Genomic DNA, 23,694 nt, shown 5'->3' on the forward strand with positions numbered 1-23,694 from the left:
TTTTCAAAACGTCGGCGGCGAGACCGCGCTGACCACCACGCAGACTTCATCGAACGGGTTGCGCATGCGATGCGGAAGGCGGCTGTCGAAGTAGTAGGCATCGCCTGGGGACAACACGCGCACCTCGTCGCCGACAGTCATTTCCAGCCGGCCTTCGATGACGATGCCGCCCTCCTCGGCCTCATGGGAATACAGTTCTTCCCCTTCCTGCCCGGTGTCGGCACCAGGCTCGTAGCGTTCATGCAGAATCATCATCGAACTGTTGGCCAGGTTCGCGCCGACCTGCCGGTAAGACAGCTTCTTGCCGTCCGCCAGTTCGACCAGATCGCTGGCTTTGTAGAACACTGCGCGGTCGACCACGGCCGAGTCCGAAAAGAACACGCTGAGGGTCACGTTCAACGGTTTGAGCAGGCGCTTGAGAATGCTCACCGAGGGGCTGGACTTGTCCCGCTCGATGATCGACAGGGTGGCGTGCGGCACGCCGGCCAGCTCGGCAAGGCCTCGGATCGACAGGCCCCGGCTCTGACGCAGCGCCTTGAGCCGCTCGCCGACCGACAGCGTCTCCTCTGCTGCGTCCAGATCTTCGACCCGCTCTTCGGGGGCATGGGGGTTGCGGCTGTTGGCCGGCGTTTCTGTCACGCTGTTTTCCTCGAATGGGTGCGCCCGTTTGGGTATTTCGCACCCCTTTGCGGCACCTGGATGACGTCACCGTAACAGGCTGCCGATGGGGGGCGCAGGCGGTGCGACCTTGCCGACCCGCAGGGCTGCGGCGCAGGCGCACTGAATATCGCTGCTCACTATCAAATCACGGACGTGAAAAATCAATCGCTTACCGGCTTATCGGGCGAGTTGGATTTTTTCAGACGCGCAGGAAAATAAAACTTGCTCCGCAGATGGGCGAGTGGTAAATATTTTTACCACCACCCACACTCACTCTGCGTCGAGGTTCCACATGCACAAGAAGCACAAGCCGTGCCACGCCCTAGCCGCTCTCGCGTTCACCGTCGCCACCCTGGCGGCTGCGCAATCCGCCAGCGCCCGTGACCTGACCATCGTCTCTTGGGGCGGCAACTTCCAGGACGCGCAGCGTGAGATTTACTTCAAGCCGTTTGCCGCCCAGACCGGCAAAAAGGTCCTTGACCAAAGCTGGGATGGCGGCGTCGGCGTACTGGACGCCAAAGTCAAAGTCGGCAACCCCAACTGGGATGTCGTGGAAGTCGAGGCCGAAGACCTCGCGCTGGGGTGCGAGGCGGGCCTGTACGAAAAGATCGACTGGGCCAAGGTCGGCAATAAAGCCGACTTCATTCCCGAGGCGGTCAGCGACTGCGGCGTCGGCAATATCGTGTGGAACACCGGTGTCGCATGGGACGGCGACAAACTGAAAACCGCACCGACCTCATGGGCCGATTTTTTCGACACTCAGAAATTCCCCGGCAAGCGCGGCCTGCGTAAAGGGCCTAAATACGCGCTGGAATTCGCCCTGCTCGCCGACGGCGTCAAACCGGCGGATGTCTACAAGGTGCTGCGCACCCCTGAAGGCGTGGACCGTGCCTTCAACAAACTGGGCAGCATCAAGTCGAGCATCGTCTGGTGGGAAGCGGGCGCTCAGCCCTTGCAGATGCTCTCCGCCGGCGACGTGGTGATGAGCTCGGCGTACAACGGCCGGATCAGCGGTTTCAACCGCAACGAAGGCAAGCACTTCAAGTTTCTCTGGAACGGCAGCGTATCGGCGATCGACTCTTGGACCGTGCTCAAAGGGAGCGAGAACAAAGCCGTCGCGATGGATTTCATCGCCTTCGCCAGTCAGCCTGAAAACCTGTCCAAGCTGCCCAAATTCATTGCCTATGGCCTGCCCAATACCAAAGCCAATGCCTTCGTGCCCGCCGAGCTGAAGGCCGAATTGCCGACCACGCCGGAAAACCTCGCCCAATCCCTGCCGCTGGACGTCGATTTCTGGGTCGACAACAGCGAGTCGCTGAACCAGCGTTTCAATGCATGGATCGCCTCGAAACAATAAGCGCCCAGCGCTCGATGCCACTTGGGCCGACAGGCTCGAGTGGCACCTTTTACTGCCCTGACACCGAGGTCAAGCATGACGAATCTAGTGGGCGACGTCTCCAGCGCCGCCCGTATCCTGCCTGAACTGAACGGCGAAAAGCTGTTTATCCGCAATGGCAAAGGCGCTTATCTGTGGGATGACCGGGGGCGTCGCTACATCGATACGGCGCTGGGTTTCGGCGCTGTGTTACTGGGCCACGCCAATGACGCCGTCAACGCCCAGGTGGCTCAGGCCCTGGCCGATAGCGCCTCGCCGTCCTGGGCACACGTCCGCGAGCATGGCGCTGCAACGGCGTTGGCTCGCCACACCGGCGCGTTGACCAAAGTGATGTTCACCAACTCCGGCAGCGAGGCGGTGCACCTCGCCTGCCGCGCAGCCCGAGCCTACACCGGCCGCCGCAAGATCGCCAAAATGGCCGCCGGGTTCGACGGCTGGTTCGATGATGTCAGTTTCGGCAACGTCACCAGCACCGAAGCGGGTTTCCAGGACGGTGCGCGTCCGTCCACCGAACGCACGACTTTGATTCGTTTCAACGATTTCGCCGACATCGAACGGCTGTTCACTGAGGACCCTGACGTCGCAGCGGTACTCCTTGAACCGATGCTGGCCAACGCCGGTTGCATCATGCCCCTGCCCGGCTACCTTCAGCACGTTCAGGACGTCGCTCACCGGCACGGCGCCTTGGTAATCTGTGATGAAGTCCTGATGGGTTTTCGCCTGTTCCCCGGGCTGGCCGGCTTGCGTGAAGGGCTGGACCCGGACCTGGCCAGCGTCGGCAAGGCCATTGGCAACGGCGTGCCTGTCTCCGCAGTGGTGGGTAAACCCCATGTTCTCGCGGGGTTCGAGGAGGGACGTGTCACCCGCGGGGGAACCTTCAGCGGCAATCCGCTGGCCTGCGCGGCGGTGACCAGCACCCTGGCGCAGCTCGACAGTCAAGATTACGCAGGGCTCATCCAACGTGGTGATACGCTGCGTAACGCCATCGAAAACCGCTTCGCGGCGCAAGGCATCCACGTGGTCACCAGCGGCTACGGCAACGTCTTTGGCATCTGGCCGGGCGCCGGTGCGCCGGCCGCCGGTGCCCCCTCCACGTACCAACAGGCCTCGTCCATCGCCGATCCTGCGTTCAGCTCGGCCCTGCACCTGGCGCTGCGGGAGGCCGGCGTGCTGGTGATGCCGTCGCCTTACGGACGCCTCTACCTCTCGTTCGAGCACGACGATGACGTCATCGAAGAAATGATCGCGGCGTTCGACACAGCGGCCCGGCGCATGAGCGCCCGATTCGCCACGCGTTAGCGCCCCGGCCCGTCGGTAGCGGGCCGATGCATTGACTGTTGCGGGACGGCCTCAGCGTGATGTCCTTCCCGCTACCGTGACAGCGATACCCCGCGACAGCGCTCAATCGTCGGCTTGAGACAACGGCCTGGCGACCTGCTCCAGCGATTTACGCTCAGCGGCGACACCCCAGACCGCCTGCACCGCTGACGCCAACAGCATCAAAGCTGCACCGATGAGGTAGCCAATGAACACCGGACCTCGCTGGTGGCTGTCGATCAGTTCGCCGAAAAGTGTCGGTCCGATAATGCCGCCCAACGCCGTTCCAAAGGCGTAGAACACCGCGATCGCCAAGGCCCGGATTTCAAGCGGAAAGGTTTCCGCCACGGTCAGGTAAGCGGAACTGGCTGCCGCGGAGGCGAAGAAAAAGATGATCATCCAAGCGATCGCCTGCTGCGTGACGCTCAAAACGCCCTGTTCGAACAGGTAACCGCTGATGCTCAACAACACCGCCGAAACGGCATAGGTCAGGCTGATCATCACACGTCGCCCTACCACGTCGAACAACCGACCCAGCAACAGCGGGCCACAGAAATTCCCCAACGCCAGGGGCAGCACGTACCAGCCAATGGCCGCTGAGGGCACCTGATAAAACTCAGTCAGGACCAAGGCATAAGTGAAAAAGATCGCGTTGTAGAAAAACGCCTGGGCGGTCAGCAGGGTCAGGCCCACCAAAGCACGCTGGCGGTAGCGGTTGAACAATGTGTCGAAGATTTCCCTAAGCGGCGTGTAGTCGCGGGCGTGCAAGCGCAGCGTCTTGCCGTCGAACGCCGCCACCTCATGCCCCTGCTCACGAAAACGCGCCTCGATGCCTTCCACGATCCGCCTGGCTTCGTCAGCCTGACCATGAATCAGCAGCCAGCGCGGGCTTTCCGGCAGCCACAGGCGCATCAACAGAATGATCAGCCCCAGCACGGCGCCGATTCCGAAGCACAGCCGCCAGCCCAGGTCTGCGCCGATCCAGCCCGGGTCGAGCAGCACAATCGACCCCACCGCCCCCAGCGCGGCACCGATCCAGAACGTACCGTTGATGGTCAGGTCGACCCAGCCACGGAAACGCGCCGGGGTGAATTCCTGAATGGTGGAATTGATCGCCGTGTATTCGCCGCCAATGCCCATGCCGGTCAGAAAGCGGAACAGCATGAAGCTCCACAGGCTGAAGGAGAACGCCGTCGCAGCGGTCGCGCTGATGTACAGCGCCAATGTGATGAAGAACAGCTTGCGGCGCCCGAGACGGTCCGTCAGCCAGCCGAAGAACAACGCCCCCAGCACCGCACCAGCGATGTAGGCGCCGCCCGCCAGGCCGATGTCGGCGTTGGTCAGGCGCAACACAGGGCTTTCCTTGAGCGCCCCGGAGACCGAACCGGCCAGCGTGACTTCCAGACCATCGAGCAACCAGGTAATGCCCAGTGCGAACACCAACAGCGTGTGGAAACGGCCCCAAGGCAGGCGATCCAGCCGCGCCGGGAGGTCGGTGTCGAAAGGTTGCCCCTTGGCGGGGCCGGTGTCCGATGGAACGCTCTCGGTAGTCATGTCAGGGGCCCACAGCCGCTCAGTGATCTGTGGGTTGAGAGTCGCTTGGCTTCGCTGGAGTTCAGCGGCGCTGTTCAGTGGAGCGCACTGACCACCCCCCGCACAATCGCCTCGACCTGCGCCGCGTCGATGATCAACGGCGGCAACAGGCGAATGGTCTGGCCGCGCGTGACATTGATCAGCACGCCGTGAGCGCGCGCGGCATGAAGGCACAGGTCGCGAATGGGCCGACTCAACTCCACACCGATCATCAAGCCCAACCCACGCACCTGCAGCACGTCCGGATGTCCGCTCAACGCTTCGCGCAGGCCCGACAGCAGACGCTCGCCCTGAATGGCGGCGTTGCTCAACAGCCCTTGCTGCTCGACGATATCGAGGACGGTGCAGCCAACCCGGCAGGCCAAGGGATTGCCGCCGAAGGTGCTGCCATGGCTGCCGGGCGTGAACAGACGGCCTACGGCAGCGGTCGCGAGACATGCCCCCATCGGGATGCCGTTGCCCAGCGCCTTGGCCAGGGTCATGACGTCCGGCGCGATCCCCTCGTGTTGAAACGCGAACCACTGGCCAGTGCGGCCAATGCCGGTCTGAATTTCATCGAGCATCATCAGCCAACTGTTCTGACTGCAATGGGCCCGCAGCGCCTTGAGGTAGCCCGGCGGCGGCAGCACCACGCCGCCTTCGCCCTGCACCGGCTCGAGCATCACCGCGACGATGCGCTCACCGTAGGCGTGCGTTGCCCGTTGGATGGCGACAATGTCGCCGAACGGCACCTTGATGAAGTCCCTGGCCATCGGCTGATAACCCAGGCGCGCCGCGCCATTGTCGCTGGCGGACAACGTCCCCAGGGTGCGGCCATGAAAGGCGTTGTCCATGACCAGCACCAGGGGTTGCTCGATGCCTTTGGCCCAACCATACAGGCGCGCAAGCTTGAGCGCGGTCTCATTGGCCTCCGCCCCGGAGTTGTTGAAAAACACCTGCTCCAGCCCTGACAACTGCGTCAGTTTCCCCGCCAACCGCTGTTGCCAATCGATGCGGTAATGATTGGATGTGTGCAACAGCAGCCCCGCCTGGTCGCTGATGGCCTCGACGATGCGCGGATGGCTGTGACCGACATTGGTCACCGCGACGCCTGCAACGGCGTCCAGGTACTGGCGACCCGTGTCATCCCAGAGACGAGCGCCTTCTCCTCTGACGAAGCTCAAGGGCAGCGGTTTATACGTGTTCATCAGGCAGGCGGCGGTCATTGTCGGAGCTCCAGGTCGGTGTGAAGCTCAGTATCGTTAACCGCTTTTGCTGTATAAAGATCGACTTTGTTGAGTGACTTTAAAGCAGAGGTTGATAATGGACGTTTTCCAGGCCATGACAGTGTTTGTGAAGGTGGTCGAAAGCGGCAGCATGACGGCGGCGGCGCGTCATTGCGAAATGTCGACGACCATGGTGGGCAACCACCTCAAAGCCCTTGAACAACGCCTCGGGGTCAGCCTGCTGCACCGCACGACCCGTCGACAGAACCTGACGGAATTCGGCGTTCTCTACTACCGACGTTGCGTGGAAGTGCTCGGCCTGGTGAGCGACTCCGAGCGCATGGCCGAGCATGCGCAAACACGGCCCAGTGGCACGCTGCGGCTGACCGCGCCCCCCGCATTCGGGGCCGAACGCCTCTCGCCCATGCTCAGCGCATTCAGCCACCGCTTCCCGGAATTGAGGATCGAGGTGGTCCTGAGCAATCAGCTGATGGACCTGATCGAACACGGATTCGACGCCGCGATCCGCTTGGGCAAGCCTGATCCCTCGGCACTCATCGCCCGGCCGCTCGAGGACTACACCCTCACCGTCTGCGCATCGCGGGAATACCTTGACCGGCGCGGCACCCCAATCACGCCTGAAGACTTGCGCGACCACCACTGCCTGTCCTTCGCCTACCCGGCAGGTGACGAATGGCGCGCCGCCGACAAGCTGTGGATGCTCACCAGCCCTGAAGGAATCATCGAGATCCCGGTATCCGGGCCGATGATCGTCAACAGCTCACCCGCCTTGCGCCAGGCGGCGTTGACCGGCATGGGCATCGCGATGCTCCCGGATGTGTTGATTCGCGAGGACCTGAACGCCGGAACACTGGTCCCTTTGTTGCAGGACTGGCCGCCACCGAGTCGGTCGCTCTGGCTGATGTACCCGCAGGACCGCTACCGTTTGCCCAAAGTCAGGCATTTTGTCGAAAGCGCCCTGGCGGCGTGGGGCAAGTGACAGGGGTTGAGCCAGGGCGGGGAGCCGTTCGCGGTGCCCCATTAGGCATGGTTGCTCCTCGGCTATCCGCCCACCGCAATCAGGTCCATTTCCACGGTTGCGTTCTTCGGCAACTGGAACACCCCCACCGAGCTGCGGGTATGGGCGCCCGCCTCGCCGAACACGAAAAACAACACCTCGGACGCGCCGTCGGCGACTTCGCTCTGCTGGGTGAAACTGTCGGTGCATTGCACGAACAGGGTCATGCGCAAGACCCGTTTGACGTTATCGAGGCTGCCCAGGCTGCGCTGCAATAATGCGATCGCGCGGAGGGCGCTGATCTTCGCCCCCAGTTGCGCCTGCTCCAGGGTCACATCGGCGCCCGCCCTGCCCGTCACCATCACCTGGTCACCCACCCTCGGAATCTGACCGCTGATGTACAGCTGAGCGTCATGACGGACCAGCGGGACGTAATTGCCGCCGATCTTGATCTCACCATCGAAGTCGTGACCGACCTGCTCACACGCCTGTTTGAAGCGAACATCACACGACATTGCCAACCCCTGAATGATGGAGAAATCAAATGACTTGGTGCGCTCTTTGCGCCTGCTCACCGCCCTGCTCCGATCGCATGCGAGTTCCACAAACCCCAATTGATAGCAGGCATGTCGGGTATCGACAGACAGAAATAGTGCGTAACGCCACGCGCCCTTAAAGTTTTCTCAACCCTAATCAAATGAGTCGAGGTTGAAAATGTCCCGCGCCATCAAATTTCATCGCTTCGGCAAAGCCGATGTGCTCAGTTGCGAGGAGCAGCCTGACCGGTTACCCGGCCCGCAGGAAGTGCTGGTTCGTGCAGAAGCCCTCGGCGTGAGCTGGGATGATGTGTTGTGGCGTCAGAACCTCGCCCTGGCCCCGGTGCAATTACCCGCCGGTATCGGCAGTGAAATGGCCGGTATCGTCGAGGCCGTCGGACCGGGCATCACCGATCTGCAGGTGGGCGACAGGGTGGCCAGCTTCAAGGCCATGAGCGCCAACGACTACCCCGTGTGTGGCGATCACGTCATCGTGCCGCGTAACGCCCTGACCCGTTATCCCGACGTCCTGACCCCCGTAGAGGCCAGCGTGCACTACACGCCGATGTTGCTGGCGTACTTTGCCCTCATTGACCTGGCAGGCATTCAGACCGGCCAGACCGTGCTCGTGACCGATGCGGCCTATAGCCCCGGCATTGCCTTCGTTCAGTTGGGCAAGGCGTTGGGCCTGCATGTCATCGCCGCCGCGCAACATGCCGAAGATCGCGAATACCTGTTGGCCAACGGCGCCGAGCGCGTCATCGTCACCGACGAGGACGACATCGGCCTGCGTATCCAGGCATTGACCAAAGGCCAGGGCATCGAGGCGGTGTTCGATGGCTTCGGCGGTCGCCAACTGTCGCTGCTGGGCGATGTACTTGCCCCCCGCGGCAGCTTGGTGCTGTATGGCTTGCGCGGTGGCAACACCACGCCGTTCCCGGCGATGCAAGCGTTCAGAAAGAACATGCGTTTCTTCGTGCATTGCCTTGAGAACTTCACCGGCAAACCGGAACTGGGCATCGAGCAGAACGCCGCAGCGATGGCACGCGCACTGGAGGTGATCAACGATCTGACGATCAAAGGCCTGCTCAAGCCGGACATTCATCGAACCTGGCCCTTCGAACAGTTCGGCAAGGCGCACAACCATCTGGATGACGAACCGGTGCGGGGCCGCGTCGTGCTGCGGGTGCGCTGAAGCTCAAACGGGGCGCGATTGCAACGAGAGTTGTCAGCGGCAGTAGGACACCGGTGATCCACAACGTTCTCGACGCTGGCGGAAAACGGAGCTAGGACCTCACCCTGCCTGTTTTCGCTGAACACACCTCGCAACGGTTCACCGGCCGGAACCCCATTGCTTGGTTCTGGCGAACACGCAAACCTGTCCATGGGTATCACGAGCAGCGCTTCGCTGTGCCGCGTAACGCTCATCATTCATCAATTCAACGTCAAGGATCGACGCCATGAGCCAGACTTTACAAAACCACGCACCCATCCACATGAAATGGATGGCCGAAACGCCCGAGCTGCAACACCTGCGGATCGACGAACTGATCCTGCCGGGCACACACAACTCCGGCAGCGACAAACAATCCCCTAACCTGGGCTTGCCTCAGGAGATCGCTCAGGATGTGTCACCTCACGAACAGCTTCGCCATGGGATCCGCGTACTGGATCTGCGCGTCGCGTTCTACAAGAACCAGCCGGCCGGCAGCCCCCGGCGGTTTCAGCTCTATCACCTGACCTCGTCCGGCAGAACGGTGGCCGTCGACATCGTGCAAAAGGTCAAAGCGTTCTTTCAGGAACTGGAAAGCCAGGGCGCCCCTGCGCAGGAAATCGTCATCCTGGATTTTCATCAGTTCGACGGTTTTACCGATGAAGCGCACGCAGAACTTCAGGGCCTGCTGTTCGACGAGATGGAACAGCGCTTGATCTCCTACCAGTTGAGTGACCTGACGCTGAGCAGTTTCTGGGCGGACTATCCGGGCCGCAACGTCGTCATCGCCTACAACCACAGCAGCGTCCGTGATGAGTTCTGGGACGGCGTGCTTCAGCGCTGGCCCGGGGAGAACCTGTTCAACACCAATACCCTGAAAGCCTTTATCGACAGCGTCGCCCAAGAGGAAAAAACACCTTGTCGCCTCACCGCCGTGCAATGCGCCAAATACTCGCTGCCCTTTCACGCAGCCACTGACCTGTCACACAAGGTCGATCAGTGGTTTGCGTCAGTGGACGAGTGGAGCTATATCCAGAACTTTTACATCATCAATACCGATTGGTCGCTGCGCCACAGCTTGATCGCGCAATGCCAACACGCCAATCGCATCCGTGGGCAGCGCGCGCTCACTCACCCCGAGGAGCCGCTGCAGCCTGCGTTGCGTCATCTCAACAACGGGTAATCAACCCCTGACGGGCGATGCGTGTGAGGTGGCGGATCACCGCATCAGCCCTGTCCGCCGAGGGCGCCTGAACCACGGCCAGATCGAACTGATCGTTGTTGAAGCGCTCAAGTGACTCATCTGCCGCGATGAACTGAATCAGAAAGGCATGGGGGCCGTGCTGGCGGCGAGGTCGACCGTCCAGATAACGCAGCAGCGTCGGCTGATGGGATCCGGCCAGAAGGATTTTCGGATTGCGACGATTGAACGGACTGGTCAGTGGGACCAGACGAATCAGGGGGCGTGGGCTGGACGTGTTACTCATGGTGCTGGGTTCTCCGCCTCAGTGTTCCGCTGGGCAGCGGTGAGAGGCAACACCGAACCAGCGCTTTAGCGGTATTTCGGTGACGAATGCTCGACACCCGGCGCCCCGCAAGTAGCTGTTTAAATCGGCGCATGAGCGGCATCCTAGAGAAGCGGCACGGGGATTGTCAATTGTCGGAACACGGCGTTTTCGTGCCGGTGACGCAGATCGAAGCCCTGTGCGAAGAACTCAACGCCAAGCGCTATAAACATGCCCGCCCCGGGATTCAGGAACAGGGCTGGGGCAAGGTCATGGAAGTGGCCGATCCGTTTGGCAACCGGCTGCGGTTTTGCGAGTTGTCCCCGAACTGAGCGATCCGCCCGGTTTGGCTGACGCGGTAGCAGCACGACACCTCACTTCACCAACCGCTTCTCCTTCGACGGTCGATACCCGAAATACGAGCTGTAGCACTTACTGAAGTGACTCGGCGAAACGAATCCACAGGCCACCAGCACCTCAACCTGGGACAGTTCGGTGTGCTGCAACAGACGTCTGGCTTCGGTAATCCGCAGTTCCAGGTAATACCGCTGCGGCGTGGTGCCGAGTTGTTCTTTGAACAATCGCTCGATCTGCCGCCGCGAACGTCCGGCGTAAAGTGCGAGTTGATCCATCTCCAGCGGCTCTTCCAGGTTGGCGTCCATCAATTTGACGACTTCCTTGAGCGGCGCGCTGACCGAGAGGTGACGGCTGGGTTTGATCCGGCGATAGCGGGACTCTTCGAAAGACAAGATGTCTTCGATACCTTCCACCAACGCCTTGTCGTGCAGGCCCTTGATCCACTCCAGCGCCATGTGGAACGCGCCTGACGGGCTGGATGCGGTCAGCCGATCCCGGTCGACCACGAACGGCTCACTGGTCACATGGGTGATTTTCGACAACTCAGCCAGCGCCGGGCGGTGTTCAGGGTGAATGGCGCACCGATAGCCTTCCAATAATCCGGCCATGCCGAGAAACCAGGCGCCGTTCCACAGCCCGGCCAGCGCAATGCCCAGATCGGCCGCGGTGGTGAGCAATGTCGTCAGTGCTTCGTGAGTGTTCAGTTCGGTGCGATAGCCGCCGCAAATGACCAGCAAATCGAGGGCTTTGAGGTCTGGCAATTCCAGTTTCGCGTCAGGCCGGATGACCAGCCCCAGATCGCTGACGACTTCGCCTTCGTGCAAACCAAAGGTGCGCGAGGTGAACAGCCTGGGCCGCAATAGATTGGCCGTGACGAGGGTGTCCAGTACTTGGGTGAAGGCCGGCAGGGAAAAGTGTTCAAGCAACAGAAACCCGGTCCGGGTCGTTGCACTGGGTGTGTTCTTGTTATCGTCCAGGTAGCGAAGGTTCTTGCCCTTCATGCCCCCGCTGAACTCGCGTCTTTCGCTCAACGTTCGCCTCGGTCGCTGAAAACGGGCCGGTCCCGGTGCAGGGAGATCGTTGCCCCTCATTCACGGTGTGATTTGTCGGTTGAAGACTACCGGTCAATCGCGTCCGCGGGTAGAGGTCGCCGGAGTTCGAGCGAGTGGCCCGGGAAGCCCCGCAAAAATGAAGCACCCTGCGAACGCGTAGCCCTCGCAGGGTGTGGGGAAATCGTCCCATCGACCGCCCTCAAGGCGGCTTTCAGGGTTGGCGACCGCCGGGAATCAACGTTCCAGCAAAATCCGCAGCATGCGACGCAGTGGCTCGGCAGCGCCCCACAGCAGTTGGTCACCCACGGTGAACGCGCCCAGGTACTGCGAACCCATGTTCAGCTTGCGCAAGCGCCCGACGGGAATGTTCAGGGTGCCGGTCACGGAGGTCGGACTCAGTTCGTGAATGCTCGCCTCACGGTTGTTCGGCACCAGCTTCACCCACGGGTTGTGCTGGCTGATCAGGCCTTCGATGTCGGCGATAGGCACATCCTTGTTCAGCTTGATGGTCAGTGCCTGGCTATGGCAACGCATGGCGCCAATGCGCACACAGATGCCGTCGACCGGGATCGGACTCTTGAAGCGACCGAGGATCTTGTTGGTCTCGGCCTGGCCTTTCCATTCTTCGCGGCTTTGACCGTTCGGCAGTTCCTTGTCGATCCAAGGGATCAGACTGCCTGCCAGGGGCACGCCGAAGTTTTCGGTGGGGAAGCTGTCGCTGCGCATGGCCTCAGCCACCTTGCGGTCGATGTCCAGAATGGCGCTGGCAGGGTTGGCCAGATCGTCCGCGACCGAGGCGTTGATGGCGCCCATCTGCTTGATCAGCTCGCGCATGTTTTGCGCACCGGCGCCCGACGCTGCCTGGTAGGTCATGGCATTCATCCACTCCACCAGACCGGCTTCGAACAGACCGCCCAGCCCCATCAGCATCAGGCTGACAGTGCAGTTGCCGCCGATGAAATTCTTGGTGCCGGCGTCCAGTTGCTGGTCGATGACCTTGCGGTTGACCGGGTCGAGCACGATCACGGCGCTGTCGTCCATGCGCAGGGACGAGGCGGCGTCGATCCAGTAACCCTGCCAGCCTGCTTCACGCAGTTTCGGAAACACTTCGCTGGTGTAGTCGCCGCCCTGGCAGGTCAGCACCACGTCAAGGGTCTTGAGCTCGTCGATGCTGTAGGCATCCTTCAACGGCGCAATGTCCTTGCCCACCGACGGACCCTGTCCGCCGACGTTGGAGGTGGTGAAAAAAACCGGCTCAATGAGATCGAAATCCTGCTCTTCCAGCATGCGCTGCATGAGCACGGAACCAACCATACCGCGCCAACCGACCAGACCTACACGTTTCATCGCAACTACACCTTAATTAAAAGTGGGGCCACTGTGGCGGGGAGAAGCGACGCATCCGCATGGCATCCGCATGCGTTTTCGCATCCACATTGCAGCAGTGGGCCCGAGATATTACAGATTGCGCAGCGCGGCGACTACGGCGTCGCCCATTTCTTGCGTACCGACCTTCGCATGGCCTTCGGACCAGATGTCGCCCGTACGCAGGCCTTGATCCAGCACCTGGCTGACCGCTTGCTCGATGGCATCCGCGGCCACGTGCTGATTGAAGCTGTAACGCAGCATCATCGACACCGACAGGATAGTCGCCAGCGGGTTGGCCACGCCTTTGCCCGCGATGTCCGGCGCAGAACCGTGACACGGTTCGTACATGCCCTTGTTGTTCGAATCCAGCGACGCGGAAGGCAGCATGCCAATGGAGCCGGTGAGCATCGAGGCTTCGTCGGACAGGATGTCGCCGAACATGTTGTCGGTCACCATCACGTCGAATTGCTTGGGTGCACGGACCAGTTGCATGGCAGCGTTGTCCACGTACATGTGGCTCAACTCGACGTCCGGATAATCCTTGGCCACCTGCTCGACCACTTCGCGCCACAGTTGGCTGGAAGCCAGTACGTTGGCCTTGTCGACGGAGCACAGCTTCTTGCCGCGTACGCGGGCCATGTCGAAGCCCACGCGGGCAATGCGACGGATCTCGCTCTCGCTGTAGGGCAGCGTGTCATAGGCCTGACGTTCGCCATTCTCCAGTTCGCGGGTCCCGCGCGGTGCGCCGAAATAGATTCCGCCCGTCAGCTCGCGGACGATAAGGATGTCCAGACCGGCGACGATTTCCGGCTTCAGGCTGGAGGCCTCGGCCAGTTGCGGGTACAGGATCGCCGGGCGCAGGTTGGCGAACAAGCCCAGTTGCGAACGGATTTTCAGCAGGCCCCGCTCCGGGCGGATGTCACGCTCGATGGTGTCCCATTTCGGACCGCCCACCGCCCCCAGGAGCACGGCATCGGCGGCACGGGCGCGGTCCAGCGTTTCGTCGGCCAGCGGCACGCCGTGCTTGTCGATGGCCGCGCCACCGATGACGTCGTGGCTCAATTCGAACCCCAGTTGATACTTCTGGTTGGCCAGCTCCAGCACCTTGACCGCTTCGGTCATGATTTCAGGGCCAATGCCGTCACCTGGAAGAATCAGAATCTGCTTGCTCATAACACCCTCATTTCAAAATGGCGGTCGGCCTCTGGAGCGAGGCCGACTCGAAAGCTGCACGTTTGAAGCGGCAAGCTGCAAGACCCGCAGCGCCGCGTATAACTTGCCGCTTGTGGCTTGACGTTAAAGCCGCGGTTCAGCGGAAGAGCCAAGGCTGCGCCGCGCGGTGCTTGCTCTCGAACGCGGCAATGGCATCGCCATCGACCAGGGTCAGACCGATGTCGTCCAGGCCATTGAGCAGGCAGTGCTTGCGGAATGCATCGATTTCGAAGCGATACACGTTGCCATTTTCTGCGGTCACGGTCTGGGCCTGCAGGTCAATGCTCAGCTGATAGCCTTCTTTGGCTTCCACGGCCTTGAACAGCTCATCGACTTCCGCTTCGGTCAGGATGATCGGCAACAGGCCGTTCTTGAAGCTGTTATTGAAGAAGATGTCGGCATAGCTCGGCGCGATGATGCTACGGAAACCATACTCCTCCAGCGCCCATGGCGCGTGCTCGCGGCTCGAACCGCAGCCGAAGTTTTCACGGGCCAGCAGCACGCTGGCGCCCTGGTACCGCGCATGATTGAGCACGAATTCCGGATTCAGCGGGCGCTTGGAGTTGTCCTGATACGGCTGGCCCACATCCAGATAACGCCACTCGTCGAACAGGTTCGGACCGAAACCGGTGCGGCGAATGGATTTCAAAAACTGTTTCGGAATGATCTGATCGGTGTCGACGTTGGCACGGTCCAGCGGAGCGACCAGGCCGGTGTGTTGGGTAAAGGCTTTCATGCTGGACTCCTCAATGCTGGCTCAGGGTGCGAACGTCGACGAAACGGCCGTTCACCGCCGCTGCCGCCGCCATTGCCGGGCTGACCAGGTGGGTACGTCCGCCCGCCCCTTGCCGGCCCTCGAAGTTACGGTTGGAGGTGGATGCGCAATGTTCGCCACTTTCCAGCCGGTCCGGGTTCATCGCCAGGCACATGGAGCATCCAGGCTCGCGCCATTCGAAACCCGCCTCGATAAACACCTTGTCCAGCCCTTCCTGTTCGGCTTGCGCCTTCACCAGACCCGAGCCTGGCACGACGATCGCCTGCTTGATGGTTGCGGCGACCTTGCGGCCCTTGGCGATTTGCGCTGCTGCGCGCAGGTCTTCGATGCGCGAGTTGGTGCAGGAACCGATGAACACGCGATCCAGTTGAATGTCGGTGATCGCCTGATTGGCCTTCAGGCCCATGTATTTCAGGGCGCGCTCGATGGAACCCCGCTTGACCAGATCGGCTTCCTGCGCCGGATCGGGAACGTTCTGGTCCACGGCGAGCACCATTTCCGGGGACGTGCCCCAGCTTACCTGCGGCTTGATCTGCGGGGCGTCGAGCTCGACGACGGTATCGAACACGGCATCGGCGTCGGACACCAGGTCCTTCCACGCCTCGACGGCGGCGTCCCACTGCTCCGCGGTAGGCGCGAAAGGACGCCCCTTGACATAGGCAATGGTCTTTTCATCAGTGGCCACCAGCCCGACCCGCGCACCGGCTTCAATGGACATGTTGCAGATGGTCATGCGGCCTTCGACGGACAGGTCACGAATCGCGCTGCCTGCGAACTCGATGGCGTGGCCGTTGCCGCCCGCGGTGCCGATCTTGCCGATGATGGCCAGCACGATGTCCTTGGCCGTCACGCCGAACGGCAATTTGCCTTCGACCTTCACCAGCATGTTCTTCATCTTCTTGGCCACCAGGCACTGGGTAGCCAGCACATGCTCGACTTCGGAGGTGCCGATACCGTGCGCCAGCGCGCCGAACGCGCCGTGGGTCGAGGTGTGGGAGTCGCCACAGACCACGGTCATGCCTGGCAGGGTGGCGCCCTGCTCCGGGCCGATCACGTGGACGATGCCCTGACGCACGTCATTCATCTTGAATTCGGTGATGCCGTACTCATCGCAATTGTCATCCAGCGTCTTGACCTGCAGACGCGAAACCTGGTCCGCAATGGCCTCGACACCGCCCTTGCGGTCGGGTGTGGTGGGCACGTTATGGTCGACGGTCGCAACGTTGGCGTCGATCCGCCAGGGTTTGCGCCCGGCCAGGCGCAGGCCCTCGAAAGCCTGTGGGGAGGTCACTTCATGGATGATGTGACGGTCGATGTAGAGCAGCGCCGAGCCATCATCGCGCTGCTTGACCAAATGCGAATCCCAAAGCTTGTCGTAGAGCGTTTTGCCAGCCATCAGACGGTTTCCTCATCAGCTTGTTTCTATGCCCCAGGCATGGGTGTCACGGCGACACCTTAAAACCCTTCGGCTTGTGGGGGAGATGCTAGGGAATATGCTTAAATAACTCAAATTCATATTTTTCATGCTTTGGATAACCGATAGGAATTCGAATGGACCTGGCCAATCTCAATGCATTTATCGCCATCGCCGAAACCGGCAGCTTTTCCGCTGCGGGCGAGCACCTGCACCTGACGCAACCGGCGATCAGTAAGCGTATTGCGGGCCTGGAACAGCAGCTCAACGTCCGGCTGTTCGACCGACTGGGTCGGGAAGTCAGCTTGACCGAGGCGGGACGCGCATTGCTGCCCCGTGCCTATCAAATACTGAATGTCCTGGACGATACACGCCGGGCGCTGACCAATCTGACGGGAGAGGTCACCGGTCGGCTGAGCCTCGCCACCAGCCACCACATCGGTCTGCACCGGCTCCCTCCTTTATTGAGGGCCTTTACTCGGACGTATCCCGATGTCGCGCTGGACATCGAGTTCCTTGACTCGGAGGTCGCCTACGAGGAGATCCTTCACGGCCGCGCCGAGTTGGCGGTGATCACCCTCGCCCCAGAGCCCCACTCGCTGATCAAGGCGGTGCCGGTATGGGATGACCCTCTGGACTTCGTCGCCGCCCCTGAACACCCACTGGCGACGACCCCTGATGTGAGCCTGGCGGACATCGCTGGGTACCCCGCCGTCTTCCCGGGGGGCAACACCTTTACCCATCACATTGTCAGCGGGCTGTGCGAGGCGCAGGGACTCAAACCCAACATCGCCATGAGCACCAACTACATGGAAACGATCAAGATGATGGTCTCGATCGGTCTGGCATGGAGTGTGCTGCCCAGAACCATGCTCGATGAACAGGTGGCGCGCATTCCGCTGCCCGGCATCCAGCTGCGGCGCCAGCTAGGCTACATTGTTCACACCGAACGCACGCTGTCGAACGCCGCAAGGGCCTTCATGGCGCTGCTCGATGCTCAGGCGGCCGAGGCCTGAGGGTGACGCTCATGGATCGACATACTGGCTTTATTCCTTCAAGGCTCGTGATCACATGCCCACTAACGCTGACAGCTCGCTGTACCCGCTCACCGGCCTGGCGCTCACGGCGAAGGAATCGGAACGCCATTTTGCGACCCTGTTCAACCTCAGCCCCAATGTGGTGCTGCTGACGCGGCAAACGGATGGTTTGGTCTGCAAAGCGAACCGTCATTTCGAAGTCACATTCGGCTGGCCGCTCGCTGACTGCATGGGCCGTACCACACTGGAAATAGGCCTGTGGGGCACTCCTCAACAACGCCAGGTGGTGCTGGACAAGGCATCGCTGGGCAGCGAACCCGCAAGCCTCGAAGCCCAATTGTATGGACGCGATGGGCAAGCCCACGAAGGCACGCTGCATACGCAGCGCATCGAGCTCAGCGACGGGACCTACCTGCTCAGCACCTTCATCGACAACACCGAACACAAGCGCGCGCAACGAGCCCTGCAAGCGAGCGAAGAGAAATTTGCCCGCGCGTTTCACTCCAGTCCTGACGCCATCATCATTATCGAGAGAGCCACAGGTCGATACATTGAAGTCAACGATGGCTTCTCGCGGCTGTCCGGGTACAGCGCCAACGAGGTCGTGGGCCAGACGGTATTCGACTTCGTGATAATTGCCGACATGCTCCAGTACGAGCGCCTGATTCAGGAAGTCCAGGACCAAGGGCGGATACGTAATCGGGAGTTGCTGGGACGCGACAAGAACGGTGACCTCGTCACCGTGGACGTGTCCGTTGACCCGCTGACACTCGACGACACCGCCTGCCTGCTGATCACCGCGCGGGACATCAGCCAGTTGAAGAGTGCCCAAGCGCAGATCCAGCACCTGGCCTACCACGACTCGCTGACCAATCTGCCTAATCGGGCGCTGCTGATGGATCGCCTCAGCCAGCAGATCGCCCTGCTCACGCGCCATGAACTGCGCGGTGCACTGCTCTTTCTCGACCTCGATCATTTCAAGCACATCAACGATTCGCTCGGCCATCCGGTAGGTGACAGCGTGTTGAAAATCGTCACCGCCCGCCTGGAGGCCAGCGTGCGGCTTGAAGACACCGTCGCCCGGCTCGGAGGTGATGAATTCGTGGTGCTGGTCAGCGGCCTGGAAGGCACGCGGGATGAGGTCATCGAGCATGTGCACGGCCTCGCCGACACCCTGCGCGCGCTGCTGTCCGAGCCCATGTTTCTCGATGGCCATCGCCTGCAGGTCACCCCCAGCATCGGAATGGCAGTGATCCCCGACCACGGCGCCACGCCCGCCGACCTGCTCAAACGTGCCGACATCGCGCTCTACCGGGCCAAGGACTCGGGAAGAAATACCACGCAAATGTTCCATGGCGACATGCAGAAAGCCGCCAGCAACCGCTTGCGCATGGAAAACGACTTGCGCCAGGCGTTGAGCCGTAACGAGTTCAGCCTGAGCTATCAGCCCCAGGTCGACACCCGAGGCGATCGGATCATAGGCGCCGAGGCCTTGCTGCGCTGGAAGCACCCTAGCCTCGGCGACGTACCTCCCCATCAATTCATCCTGATCATGGAAGAAAGCGGGATGGTGCTCGACATCGGCAACTGGATCCTCGAAGAGGCATGCAGGGCAGGCAGCGAGTTGCTGCGCAAGGGACTGATCGACAGCCACACGTTCAGCCTGTGCGTGAACATCAGCCCGCGCCAGTTCCGTCAGGCAGATTTCGTCGAGCGCGTGGAGCGTTGCCTGCGGCAGCACGGCGTGCCGTACCACATGCTCAAACTGGAAATCACCGAGGGCATCGTGATCAAGAACCTGGAGGAAACCATTGCCAGGATGCTGGCGCTCAAACAGATGGGTATCAGCTTCGCCATGGACGACTTTGGCACGGGCTATTCCTCATTGACCTATCTCAAGCGCCTGCCCGTCAGCACGTTGAAAATCGATCAGTCGTTCGTGCGCGATGCCACTAATGACCCCAATGACGCCGAAATCGTCCGGGCCATCGTTGCCATCGCCGCCAGCCTCAACCTGGAAATCATTGCCGAAGGGGTAGAAAAGCCAGAGCAACTGGCGTTTTTGACACAGCTGGATTGTCATTTCTATCAAGGTTTTCTGTTCAGCGAGCCGCTGACACTGGACGGGTTCGAGGCCCTGCTGCGCGAGCGGGTAAGCCGTTGAGCCCCAGGTAGCGGCCCCACCGAAAGTGAGCGTTGCGCGCGCATAAAAAAGGCGCCCCGAAGGGCGCCTTTGTGTGGCTGGCTGACAATCAATGGGCCAGCGTTTTCTGACCATTGATCTCGATGCGTTTTGGCTTGGCCTCTTCAGGCACCAGGCGCAACAAGTCAATGTTCAGCAGGCCGTTGGCCAGTGCGGCATTTTGCACTTCAATGTGATCGGCCAGACGGAAGGACAGCTTGAACGCGCGCTGGGCGATGCCTTGATGCAGGAAGGTCACGCCTTCAGCTGGCTTGTCGCGTTTGCTGCCAGTGACAGTCAGCACACCTTTCTCGACCTGCAACTCGAGGTCTTCTTCTTGAAAACCTGCTGCCGCGATGACGATGCGATATTGATCGTCAGCGTGTTTTTCGACGTTGTAGGGAGGGTAGCTGCTGGCCGACTCGTTGCGGGCCGCCGACTCGAACAGATCGTTGAAACGATCGAAGCCTACGGACGAACGGAACAGTGGAGCCAGAGAAAATGCAGTAGTCATGTGAATCTCCTGAATGAATCAGCAAGTGTTTGTCTCCGCGACCCGACTTCGGCATCGCGTAATCCCTAAATAGGTGCAGTCACTTCTGTTTCAAGAGTCACTATGAAAATTTTTTCAGGCCACTTCCGGCTCCACCACACCCAGCATCTGACTGATGCGCTCGCAGTCCGTCTCCCGGCGTAACGAATCGAACAGCAACGTCGCTTCAGGGTAACTTTTGGTCAACAGCACCACCCACTGCTTGAGGCGCCCCGGCGCCTGGATGCGGGTCATCTTCGCCATGGCCTGCGACCAGAAGTCCCGTAGCAGCGGCAGCAACTCTTCCCACGTCATCTCGACGACCTCTCGGCCCGCCTCAGCCGCTGCGATCTGCCGCGCCAAATCCGGGCGCGCCACCAGGCCGCGGCCGATCATGATGTCCCGCGCGCCGCAGATCTCGCGACAACGGCGCCAGTCCTCTACTGTCCAGATTTCACCATTGGCGATGACCGGGATCTTCACCACGTCCTGAATCTTGCCGATCCATTCCCAGTGCGCCGGCGGTTTATAGCCGTCCACCTTGGTCCGGGCATGGACCACGATATGCTCGGCACCACCCGCCTCCAGCGCCCGCGCGCAGTCCAGCGCCGGTTCGGTACTGTCGTAGCCCAGACGCATCTTGGCCGTGACAGGAATGTGTGCGGGCACTGCGCGGCGCACGTGGCTGAGAATCGAGTGCAGCAGTTCAGGCTCCTTGAGCAACACGGCCCCGCCCCGCGACTTGTTGACCGTCTTGGCCGGACAACCGAAGTTCAGGTCGATGACCGGCGCTCCCAACTGCGCGGCGAGGGCAGCGTTTTCTGCCAGACACACGGGATCGGACCCCAGCAACTGGACCCGCAGCGGCACACCCGCCCGGGTTTTCGCGCCGTTGAGCAGCTCGGAAGCGAACTTGTGGAAATAGTGCTCGGGCAGTAGGCGCTCGGTGACCCGGATGAATTCGGTGACGCACCAGTCGATACCACCGACCTGAGTCAGCACATCGCGCAGAATGTCGTCGACCAGGCCCTCCATGGGGGCCAGAGCAATTTGCATGGCGCACACTCGAAAAAAAGTCACGCAGTTTACGCAGTGGCGAAACGCTTGGGAACGGGCCGCGCGTCAGGAAGCGACCATTTGCAACGCCGGGGCATAACCTTCAATGAATTCGGCAGGCATGCGTTTCGGCCGCCCACTGGACAGTTCAATGCAGACGAATGTTGTCTGCGCCCGCAATAGGGTGACCCCGTCACGAGGGCGCTTGAGCTGAAAGCGGCGGGTCATTCTGATTTTCTGATCCCAGTCGACGATCCACGTGGCCAATTGCAACTCATCTTCCTGATAAGCACTGGCCAGGTAGTCGATTTCATGCCGCACCACGGCCATGGCACGATCAAGGCGGCGGTACTCGGTCAAATCCAGCCCCAATTGCTGAGAGTGGCGCCAGGCGCAACGCTCGAGCCAAGTCACGTAGACCGCGTTGTTGGCGTGCCCCAGTCCATCGATGTCGTCTTCGCTCACCTGTAAGTCGATGACGAATGGCGTTGCCAGATCCCAGCCCATGCGTATTCCCGCCGCTCATGAATGCGTTGGCGAGCAGTGTAACCAAAAGCATCGGGGCCGGGGTTCGGCCTGTCGCGAACGCCTCATTGCATGGCCGACTTGGCAGCTCGCAACACACGGTCAGACAGCTCGTTGGCGCCCAGGGCGCGGGCCAGTGCCAGGCCGCCCAGCATCAAAGCGATATCGGCCAGCGTCTTGTCGGTTTCTTCGGGAGAAGCGGCCAGTTGAGCAACCATCAGTTCGATGTGCTCGGACAGGGCATCGCGAAATTCGTCTGACAGCCGCGCCATCTCGCCAATGGTTGTCGGCAGCGGACACGCATGCTCCTCCGCATCTCGATGCCTGCGCGAGAGATAAAACGCGGCCAATAAAGCACGACGCTCGCTGCCGGGGAGCTGATGATCGATGTTCGCAACCATGGCGCGCCGCTCGCTCAGCAACTGGTTGAAGGCCTCGAGCATCAGCGCTTCCTTGCTGTCGAAGTGGGCGTAGAAGCCGCCCACCGTCAGGCCGGCTGCGCCCATGATTTCGTTGACGCTGGGTTCAACCGGGCCACGCGCAATCAACGCCACGCTCGCCGCGTTGAGAATGCGTTCGCGGGTCTGTGCTTTTTTGTCGTTCATGGCCGCCTCCGGAATGATGACGATAATATTATCTGCATCATGCGGGATGGCAAGCGGGAGGGAAAGATAAGCAAGAGGTTGGGCACCAAACCCCAGAAAAACAAAAGGGCCATTCAATAATCGAATGACCCTTGGTCTCGCAGAGCGAGAAATCGTGGCGTCCCCTAGGGGACTCGAACCCCTGTTACCGCCGTGAAAGGGCGGTGTCCTAGGCCACTAGACGAAGGGGACGCAAAACCTTCAGTCAGATTCGTGAGACCATCACTCACGAACCCTGGCAAAAATTGGTGGAGCTAAGCGGGATCGAACCGCTGACCTCCTGCATGCCATGCAGGCGCTCTCCCAGCTGAGCTATAGCCCCGGATTTACGCCTCTCGGCGGAGACCAACCTTGCGGTCCATCTCGATGAATCGTGGCGTCCCCTAGGGGACTCGAACCCCTGTTACCGCCGTGAAAGGGCGGTGTCCTAGGCCACTAGACGAAGGGGACGTAACCCTTTGTGTACCTGATCGGTGCTGGTTCCGATCTTTCGGTACAAACCTCAACGCTGTGCAGCTCGCCTTGAAGCCTCTAAATTGGTGGAGCTAAGCGGGATCGAACCGCTGACCTCCTGCATGCCATGCAGGCGCTCTCCCAGCTGAGCTATAGCCCCACATTACACTCTCACATCACACTGCGTCACCGCCGTGTTTCTGTGTTGCCGTGTGGACGGGGCGCATATTAAGTGCGACCCCTGTAGCTGTCAAACTTTTTTTAAACAAATTTCAAAAGAATTTTCCGGGATAACAATCACTTACCGCCCTCCCCCGATTCCGCTCGCGCAAAATCAGGGGCTTGCCGTTCACTCAGGCCATCGCGGCGAGGAGCTTTTCCCATTCCTTGTTTTCTTTCTTGGAAACGCCGCCGAGCAAATCCAGGGCCTGGCGCAACCGGTAGCGCGTCAGGTCGGGACCCAGAATTTCCATGGCGTCCGTCACCGAAACCGAATTGGCCTGCCCCGTGATGGCCGCGAACATCAACGGCATGGCATCGCGCAATTTGAGTTGAAGATGGTCGACAACCGCCTGAATGCAGCGGGTAATCGTGTCTTTCTCCCACTGACGCAGCGATTCGAGCTTCCATAGAATCAACTGCAT

21 protein-coding genes, 4 tRNA genes and 2 pseudogenes are annotated in these 23,694 nt (G+C 60.9%); 8 read left to right on the plus strand and 19 right to left on the minus strand.

The features are described 5' to 3' along the window. Positions 1-3: 3 nt before the first annotated feature. Positions 4-639, minus strand: coding sequence for a cupin domain-containing protein (locus tag DBP26_RS22480; protein ID WP_108239726.1), 636 nt, complete (start codon positions 637-639; stop codon positions 4-6). A 313-nt stretch (positions 640-952) separates the two neighbouring features. On the opposite strand from DBP26_RS22480, the gene DBP26_RS22485 reads away from it, so the two are divergent. Together DBP26_RS22485 and DBP26_RS22490 are read left to right on the plus strand one after the other, a co-directional pair. Further along, positions 953-2,017, plus strand: coding sequence for an ABC transporter substrate-binding protein (locus DBP26_RS22485; protein WP_108239727.1), 1,065 nt, complete (start codon positions 953-955; stop codon positions 2,015-2,017). A 75-nt stretch (positions 2,018-2,092) separates the two neighbouring features. Continuing rightward, entirely contained in the window at positions 2,093-3,355 is a 1,263-nt protein-coding gene (locus DBP26_RS22490) for an aminotransferase class III-fold pyridoxal phosphate-dependent enzyme (protein WP_108239728.1), read from the plus strand. Positions 3,356-3,457: 102 nt separating this feature from the next. On the opposite strand, the gene DBP26_RS22495 is transcribed toward DBP26_RS22490, so the two are convergent. Beyond that, positions 3,458-4,927 carry an MFS transporter gene (locus DBP26_RS22495; protein WP_108239729.1) on the minus strand — a complete coding sequence of 490 codons (1,470 nt, stop codon included), beginning with the start codon at positions 4,925-4,927 and terminating at the stop codon, positions 3,458-3,460. Positions 4,928-5,001: 74 nt separating this feature from the next. Then, on the minus strand, positions 5,002-6,171 hold the full coding sequence (locus DBP26_RS22500; protein ID WP_108239730.1) for an aspartate aminotransferase family protein: 1,170 nt from the start codon (positions 6,169-6,171) through the stop codon (positions 5,002-5,004). Between the two features lie 97 nt (positions 6,172-6,268). Here DBP26_RS22500 and DBP26_RS22505 point away from each other — a divergent pair, with 97 nt between their 5' ends. Further along, on the plus strand, positions 6,269-7,171 hold the full coding sequence (locus tag DBP26_RS22505; RefSeq protein ID WP_108239731.1) for a LysR family transcriptional regulator: 903 nt from the start codon (positions 6,269-6,271) through the stop codon (positions 7,169-7,171). Positions 7,172-7,233: 62 nt separating this feature from the next. On the opposite strand, the gene DBP26_RS22510 is transcribed toward DBP26_RS22505, so the two are convergent. Then, entirely contained in the window at positions 7,234-7,704 is a 471-nt protein-coding gene (locus tag DBP26_RS22510) for a RidA family protein (protein WP_108239751.1), read from the minus strand. A gap of 199 nt (positions 7,705-7,903) precedes the next feature. Between DBP26_RS22510 and DBP26_RS22515 the strand changes: the two genes are divergently transcribed. Together DBP26_RS22515 and DBP26_RS22520 are read left to right on the plus strand one after the other, a co-directional pair. Beyond that, positions 7,904-8,920 (plus strand): zinc-dependent alcohol dehydrogenase family protein, encoded by a 1,017-nt coding sequence (locus DBP26_RS22515; protein ID WP_108239732.1) that lies wholly within the window; start codon positions 7,904-7,906, stop codon positions 8,918-8,920. Positions 8,921-9,185: 265 nt separating this feature from the next. Continuing rightward, positions 9,186-10,121: a hypothetical protein gene (locus DBP26_RS22520; protein WP_256601979.1), complete on the plus strand. Its 936-nt coding sequence runs from the start codon at positions 9,186-9,188 to the stop codon at positions 10,119-10,121. On the opposite strand, the gene DBP26_RS22525 is transcribed toward DBP26_RS22520, so the two are convergent. Then, positions 10,108-10,425: a hypothetical protein gene (locus DBP26_RS22525; protein WP_108239733.1), complete on the minus strand. Its 318-nt coding sequence runs from the start codon at positions 10,423-10,425 to the stop codon at positions 10,108-10,110. The two genes, DBP26_RS22520 and DBP26_RS22525, sit on opposite strands and share 14 nt — an antisense overlap. 131 nt (positions 10,426-10,556) lie before the next feature. Between DBP26_RS22525 and DBP26_RS22530 the strand changes: the two genes are divergently transcribed. Then, complete coding sequence (locus DBP26_RS22530) at positions 10,557-10,775, plus strand: glyoxalase superfamily protein (RefSeq protein WP_256601981.1); 219 nt, start codon at positions 10,557-10,559, stop codon at positions 10,773-10,775. Between the two features lie 42 nt (positions 10,776-10,817). On the opposite strand, the gene DBP26_RS22535 is transcribed toward DBP26_RS22530, so the two are convergent. The 5 genes from DBP26_RS22535 to leuC form a co-directional block, all read right to left on the minus strand. Next, complete coding sequence (locus DBP26_RS22535; protein WP_256601982.1) at positions 10,818-11,831, minus strand: GlxA family transcriptional regulator; 1,014 nt, start codon at positions 11,829-11,831, stop codon at positions 10,818-10,820. 255 nt (positions 11,832-12,086) lie between these two features. Further along, positions 12,087-13,199 carry an aspartate-semialdehyde dehydrogenase gene (asd, locus tag DBP26_RS22540; protein ID WP_108239736.1) on the minus strand — a complete coding sequence of 371 codons (1,113 nt, stop codon included), beginning with the start codon at positions 13,197-13,199 and terminating at the stop codon, positions 12,087-12,089. Positions 13,200-13,310: 111 nt separating this feature from the next. Continuing rightward, the gene (gene leuB, locus DBP26_RS22545) at positions 13,311-14,393 is read right to left on the minus strand and encodes a 3-isopropylmalate dehydrogenase (RefSeq protein WP_108239737.1); all 1,083 of its coding nucleotides are present in this window, start codon (positions 14,391-14,393) and stop codon (positions 13,311-13,313) included. Positions 14,394-14,529: 136 nt separating this feature from the next. Next, positions 14,530-15,168, minus strand: coding sequence for a 3-isopropylmalate dehydratase small subunit (leuD, locus tag DBP26_RS22550; protein ID WP_108239738.1), 639 nt, complete (start codon positions 15,166-15,168; stop codon positions 14,530-14,532). A gap of 10 nt (positions 15,169-15,178) precedes the next feature. After that, positions 15,179-16,603 carry a 3-isopropylmalate dehydratase large subunit gene (gene leuC / locus DBP26_RS22555; RefSeq protein ID WP_108239739.1) on the minus strand — a complete coding sequence of 475 codons (1,425 nt, stop codon included), beginning with the start codon at positions 16,601-16,603 and terminating at the stop codon, positions 15,179-15,181. Between the two features lie 155 nt (positions 16,604-16,758). On the opposite strand from leuC, the gene DBP26_RS22560 reads away from it, so the two are divergent. After that, positions 16,759-17,637, plus strand: a complete 879-nt coding sequence (locus tag DBP26_RS22560) for a LysR family transcriptional regulator (RefSeq protein ID WP_108239740.1) — start codon at positions 16,759-16,761, stop codon at positions 17,635-17,637. Between the two features lie 118 nt (positions 17,638-17,755). After that, positions 17,756-19,822, plus strand: a pseudogene (locus DBP26_RS22565) (bifunctional diguanylate cyclase/phosphodiesterase); the annotation flags it as partial. Between the two features lie 88 nt (positions 19,823-19,910). On the opposite strand, the gene DBP26_RS22570 reads toward DBP26_RS22565, so the two are convergent. The 9 genes and pseudogenes from DBP26_RS22570 to DBP26_RS22610 all read right to left on the minus strand — a co-directional run. Continuing rightward, positions 19,911-20,354, minus strand: a complete 444-nt coding sequence (locus DBP26_RS22570; protein ID WP_108239742.1) for an Hsp20 family protein — start codon at positions 20,352-20,354, stop codon at positions 19,911-19,913. 114 nt (positions 20,355-20,468) lie between these two features. Beyond that, positions 20,469-21,428 carry a tRNA-dihydrouridine synthase gene (locus DBP26_RS22575; protein ID WP_108239743.1) on the minus strand — a complete coding sequence of 320 codons (960 nt, stop codon included), beginning with the start codon at positions 21,426-21,428 and terminating at the stop codon, positions 20,469-20,471. Positions 21,429-21,494: 66 nt separating this feature from the next. Then, on the minus strand, positions 21,495-21,935 hold the full coding sequence (locus tag DBP26_RS22580) for a thioesterase family protein (RefSeq protein WP_108239744.1): 441 nt from the start codon (positions 21,933-21,935) through the stop codon (positions 21,495-21,497). An 83-nt stretch (positions 21,936-22,018) separates the two neighbouring features. After that, positions 22,019-22,558, minus strand: a complete 540-nt coding sequence (locus DBP26_RS22585; RefSeq protein ID WP_108239745.1) for a TetR/AcrR family transcriptional regulator — start codon at positions 22,556-22,558, stop codon at positions 22,019-22,021. Between the two features lie 155 nt (positions 22,559-22,713). Continuing rightward, positions 22,714-22,789: transfer RNA gene (locus DBP26_RS22590), tRNA-Glu, on the minus strand. Between the two features lie 54 nt (positions 22,790-22,843). Then, positions 22,844-22,919 (minus strand) — tRNA-Ala (locus tag DBP26_RS22595). Between the two features lie 52 nt (positions 22,920-22,971). Beyond that, a tRNA-Glu gene (locus DBP26_RS22600) sits at positions 22,972-23,047 on the minus strand. Between the two features lie 87 nt (positions 23,048-23,134). Then, positions 23,135-23,210, minus strand: a tRNA-Ala gene (locus DBP26_RS22605). 193 nt (positions 23,211-23,403) lie between these two features. Further along, positions 23,404-23,694 (minus strand): annotated as a pseudogene (locus DBP26_RS22610) (glutamate--tRNA ligase); the annotation flags it as partial.

Source organism: Pseudomonas sp. RIT409 (assembly GCF_003052515.2).
In the GTDB taxonomy this organism is placed as follows: Bacteria; Pseudomonadota; Gammaproteobacteria; order Pseudomonadales; family Pseudomonadaceae; genus Aquipseudomonas.